This window comes from Pseudoalteromonas sp. PAB 2.2 (assembly GCF_001938575.1).
GTDB classification, from domain to species: Bacteria; Pseudomonadota; Gammaproteobacteria; order Enterobacterales; family Alteromonadaceae; genus Pseudoalteromonas; species Pseudoalteromonas lipolytica.
This window is the reverse complement of the sequence record NZ_LYPI01000030.1, coordinates 1-5763: the sequence shown is the minus strand read 5'-3', so window position 1 is coordinate 5763 and position 5763 is coordinate 1. Positions and strand designations below refer to the sequence as shown.

The 5763-nt window shown below is 42.4% G+C and carries 2 protein-coding genes; both read left to right on the top strand.

Translation table 11 applies throughout. The features are described from left to right. Positions 1-312, top strand: a 312-nt coding sequence (locus tag BWD47_RS19840) for a GlyGly-CTERM sorting domain-containing protein (RefSeq protein WP_143474483.1), incomplete at its 5' end; no start/stop codon positions are given. Positions 313-747: 435 nt separating this feature from the next. Beyond that, positions 748-5763, top strand: a 5016-nt coding sequence (locus BWD47_RS20345; RefSeq protein WP_075594534.1) for a S8 family serine peptidase, incomplete at its 3' end; no start/stop codon positions are given.

The window sequence follows — 5763 nt, the reverse complement described above, 5'->3', positions numbered from 1 at the left end:
ACACTTAGCGCAACGGCATCAGACCTTGATGGTGATGAGTTAACGTATGAGTGGACGGGTCCAGGTACGATAGAGTCAGCAAACAGTGCGAGCACGAAAGTGTCAGGTCTCGTTGCGGGTGACTATGTTTATACTGTGACAGTAAGTGATGGTACAACAACGGTTGAACAAAGCTTACAGTTATCAGTAACAGAAGCTCCCGAGGTTGATGACTCAGATGACGATGAGGATTCAAGCGGCTCACTTGCGTGGCTAACACTTCTAATGGCAGGTTTTGCAGGCTTAAGACGCCGTAAAGCAAAGCGCAGCTAATCACTCCCTAAGTGTGTTATGTGACAAAGGGCCTTCGGGCCCTTTTTTCGTTTTTAGGATTCCTCATTCCAATTCGCAGTAATGCTCACTCATTTTGAGGGGAGGAAGCAGAGCGTTAAAAACGTCTTATGAGTGGCTGCAACGATACAGGAATTATCACTGCTATATTGTTGATAAAAAGTAAATAATTAAAGTGGTTTTGCCGCTGCCTATGAGTGTACTTACCCTTAAATAGTGTGCTTCTATTTATTAATTGCAAATGAAAATACGATTATAGGAGTTTCAAGTATCTTAAATGTTAATTGTGTGTACAAAACGCTACACGAATGTAGGTAATTTTTTAATTCTCTGTGGTTATATTATAAGCGCGAGCGGTGGAATGGATATCCACCCAGCTTGAATAATTATACTAATTAACTATCCAGGGGATACTTTATGCAAGTGAAAACTCTCTCGATTGCTGTTGCCGCAGCTATCTATAGTGCCAGCGCTGCTCATGCAGTCGGTGTTGATAGTCAGCTTAAAACACAAAATCAATTAAAAGCACCTAATATTACATTTGAAGAAATCAAAGCATTTAGCAAAGAGTACAATCAAGGCGACTCAACTAGCATGATGCAGAATGATGGTCTAAATGTGCAATTGAGTGGACAAAATAAAAAGTTTACTGAAGAAGGCCTAGACGGTGAGCATATTTATATTGTTCGCTTAAGAGATAACTCTGTTGCACTTGAAGCGCGTGAGTTCGATTCGCCTTTAGCGAAAACAATGCAAACTCAAGGTGTGACAAAGGTTTTCGAAAAAGGTCAGCCGTCGATTTCTGCCGTGACCGAGTACCAAAATAAGCTACTTACAAAACAACGCACTGTTATGCAAAGCGTAACAGCTGTAACAGGCCGTACAGAAATGCGTCGTCAGTTCACTAAAGCATTGAATGGTTTCTCTGTAAAAATGACTGAACGTGAAGCAAGGAGTGTTGCTGAACTAGGAGCGGTCGCTTCTGTGATGCGTTCAAAAAATTACGATCTTTTATCTGATGAAGGCCCTCGTCATATTGGTGCAGACCAAGTGTGGGATGGCACAAGTGTTCCCAGCGGTATTAAAGGCAAAGGTGAAGGCCAAATTGTCGGCATTATCGATACGGGTATTAACTCTGATCACCCATCATTTGCTGCAGTAGGTGATGATGGTTATGAGCACATTAATCCATTTGGTAGCGGTAATTATGTGGGTGACTGTGTTGAAGAACCTGAAGAAATCCAATGTAATAGTAAGTTAATTGGTGTGCGTTCTTATGATGTGATCACTGATGCATTTGATGCCATGATCCCAGGTTGGCCTGCAATTGGTGAGGATTATCAAGGACATGGTTCTCATGTAGCATCAACTGCTGCGGGTAACGTCGTTAAAAATGTGCCTTATATGTTACCGAGTTTTGGTGAAAATACAGATGGTAATATCCTTGCAGAAGATTTATTCCCTGAGATTTCAGGTGTTGCACCCCATGCGAATATTATTGCTTATCAAGTATGTTACCCGTCAAGTGACGAATACAGAGGGTGTCCGGGCGAAGCGCTTGTTGCGGGTATTGAAGACGCGATTTCTGATGGTGTTGATGTAATCAACTTTTCAATCGGTGGTGCAGATTCGAACGTGTGGGCTGACCCTGTGCAACTTGCATTTTTAGCCGCGCGTGAAGCGGGCATTAACGTTGCAGCAGCGGCTGGTAATAGCGGACAAGGGTGTGGCAGCGCAGAGTGTTTTGGTTATTTAGATAACTCATCGCCTTGGCTGGCGCAAGTTGCAGCGACTACACACGGCCGTAGTGTTGCTGTTGAAACCGCCGTTGAGTTCGCTGGTTTTGCAGATGCCTCACTTGGATCTGAGGTTCCTAGCTGGTCAGAAACGGGTCTAGTAGGGGGCGCAATCAACAGTGAAGAAATCACCGGGGTTGTTGTTTGGGCTAAAGACTATGAAGATGTTAATGGTTTCAAAGATTACAACGGTTATTGTACAGCTGATTACCCTGAAAATACCTTTAACTTCTATAAGGATGGCACGGAGATAGCGGGTGCGGCTGATGGAACGACTAACGTTATTGTTATTTGTCAGCGTCACTTAGCAGCTGATCCTGCTGCGAATGCACGTACAGCAAAAGTTGAACACGTGAAAGCCGGTGGAGCGGATGGTTTCATCATGTACAACCGTGATGGTGCTCAAGGTACTGTTGCAGAAAGTTATTCTTTACCAGGTGTACACTTTACGTATGATCAATGGAATGGTGTTGATGGTAATGATGGCCTAGAAGACTGGGTCGATAGTTATTCAGAAATGGGCCATATGATCACTATTAAACCAACGGTGATTGAGCGTCGAGTTAACGCTGAAGATGCTGATTGGTTAGCAACGTTCTCATCGCGTGGTCCTTCATTCTCTAATATAGAAGTGCTCGCACCGACACTTGCTGCTCCGGGTGTTGATATCTATGCTGCTTATTCTGATGAGCATCCGTTTGTAACACCACATGGCCAAGATTATGCGGCAATTAGTGGTACTTCAATGGCATCTCCACATGTTGCGGGTTCAATGGCGTTACTTCGTCAAATTCACCCAGATTGGACTGCAGCTGAAGTTCAGTCAGCATTATCAATGACGGCTGAAAATGTGGTTAAATATCACCGCTTAAATAATAAAAATGATGTAGTTGCTGATGCGAAGACTTATCGTTCAGGTGCGGGTCGCATAAATGTTGCGCTAGCAGCAAAAGCGGGCTTTGTCATGGATGAGTCAGCAGATAACTTCTTAGCAGCAGATCCATTCAATGGCGGTACACCGCATAAACTTAACTTGCCTAATTTAGTTAACTTCTCATGTGCACCAGAGTGTCAATGGGTACGAACTATTAAAGCGACAGAAGACGGTACTTGGACCGTTAGTCATGAGGATGTTGAAAACTGGAGTTATGATGTTAATTCACAATCCGCTCAAAATGGTGTGAATATTGATATCTTCCCGAAAACTTTCTCATTGAAAAAAGGTGAGACACAAACCATTATCGTTAAAGCGTCGATTATGGATACGCAAGATTGGTTTAGTAACTCTGAAGTTGAGCTACACACGAACCTAGTATTCCAAGCTGAGGAAGCGGGTATTCCAGATGCACATTGGCCTGTAGCGTTTAAATATGATCGCGGTAACTTACCTTCAATGCTATCGACAACTGCGCATTCTGACGAAGGAACGTATGTTGCTAAAGGCATTATGTTACCAAACATCGAAGCACCTGTAGCACGTGTCTATGAACCAGTGAAAGCAGAAATTACTTCTGTAACACTGCCAAAAGATGACGATACTACCTTCCCTTGGACAATGAATCGTAAAGATGATGTAGCTGTTGAAGATATCTTAGATGAAGCAACATTCACTAAGTTTGTAACCGTCCCCGCTAATTCTAAACGTTTTATTGCAGAAACTGTCAGTGTTGAATCGGAACTTGATGGTTCACTGAAAAAAGGTAATCCAATCGTTTATGTAGGTAAAGACTACAATGGCGATGGTATTGTTCAGCCTCAAGATGAGATTTTATGCGTATCTAACCATCGAATCTACAACAACTTCTGTAATATTAATAACCCTGAAGAAGGTGAATATTGGGTTGTTTTATATAGCAGTAATAAAACCTCTGTAGGTCCAGTTGAAGAAACCTTTGAACTGGCAACTGCTGTTGTATCAGAGCAAGTTGCAACAGGGATGACTGCACGCCTTCCTGCGAGTGACGGTTTAAACAAAGTTGACATGACTGTTGATTGGAACATGGAATTTGATGCTAATAGTGTTTACTACTCATTATTGGATGTGGGCACATCAGCAGTTAATCCTGGTAACTTAGGTTCTATTCCATTCAAGATTAATCGTGGTAAAGATGTTGCGCACCTAGATGCGCCGAATACAGGTGCTAAAGTCGGTGACTTCGTTCCTTATACTTTTGAAGTATTGGCAAATAACTCAGGTGTTGACCGTGAATTTACTCTAGAACTAGCGATTCCAGAAGGTCTGGATGTTAAAGCTGAAAATGTTGCAATATCAACAACATCAGAAATCAATGTTGAAGTTGTTGATGGCAAGGTTGTTGTAACAGGAATGCAGGCTGATACGCGCGATGTTGAGCCAGACTACATTGTTACCGATAACATTACTGATGAGATGTGTCGTACACCTGACTTTGGTAATGCAAACCCAGGTGGTTATGTAGATTTATCACAGTTTGGAATTATGCCGTTGCTATCAGGTTTTGATGATAAAAACCTATATAACTATCGTGATGGCTATACCTTACCTATCGCAAGTTTTTACAATGGTGCGTACGATAACTTCAGTTTGTATAATAACACTGAAAATACAAACATTCAGAACCAGGTTATCCAAATTCGCGGCATGGGTACGGTGAATACAAGCGGTAGTCGCTTCTTCTACCCAGTTCACAATCCGTTCCCATATCACTCATTCCCATTTGAGAACATGGGTCCATTATGGCGTGGTTGGGAATTCTCTGAACAAGGCTTACTACGCTCTGTAATGTCTGTTGGCTTATCGTCAAACGAGGGTATTTCACTTGCAAGTACTGCAACGGGATGGGGGATTGTTGAGTGGGATAATGCATCTGATTATGACGATCCTGTTTATGACCGTTCAACAGGCACATACAGTTATACAAAACGTGATAACTCATTCGACTTCCAAGTGCTATTCAATGCAAATACGCGTTTTGGTAAAGGTGAACACGAAATTTACTATGCATACGATAATCTTGACTTTGGTACGACCCGTCCGCACGGCAGTATTGGTCTTCAAGGTTTCCGTGGCGAAGTATATGAATACGGTCCACTTGATAAATATCGCGGCGTTCAAGTTGCTTATAACAATCTAGATGAAGTTATTAGTGACGACTATGTTGTGTGTATGGATTACGTTGGCCCAGAATCATCACAGTTCGAAGTAACGGCATGGGCAGAAGTATTGCCATCAGCGGCAGGTCAAATGCTAAATATTGATGCGAAAGCAGCTATCTCTGGCCTAAATGACATGACAACGACTGCGACACTCAGTGTACCAAGCAACATCACGGTTGTAGCGCTTGACGATATGGTAACCACAGAAGAAACAGCAATTAGCTTTGATGTTCACTATATTGATGAAACAAACTCGAAAAATGAAATTTCAGTTATTTCAGACAATGTAAGTTTTGAAGTTGATGGCGATACAGTCACCGTAACACCCAATGAGAATTTCTACGGTGAAACAGAAGTGACGGTGGTTGTTTCTGACATTGAGAACCCATCAGATGCTGCAAGCACGACGTTTATGTTGACAGTAACTGGAGTGAGCGATGCACCTGTTGCAAATGTAGCGAATACAGAGATGGTTATCACAGAAGGCGATACGGTCACACTA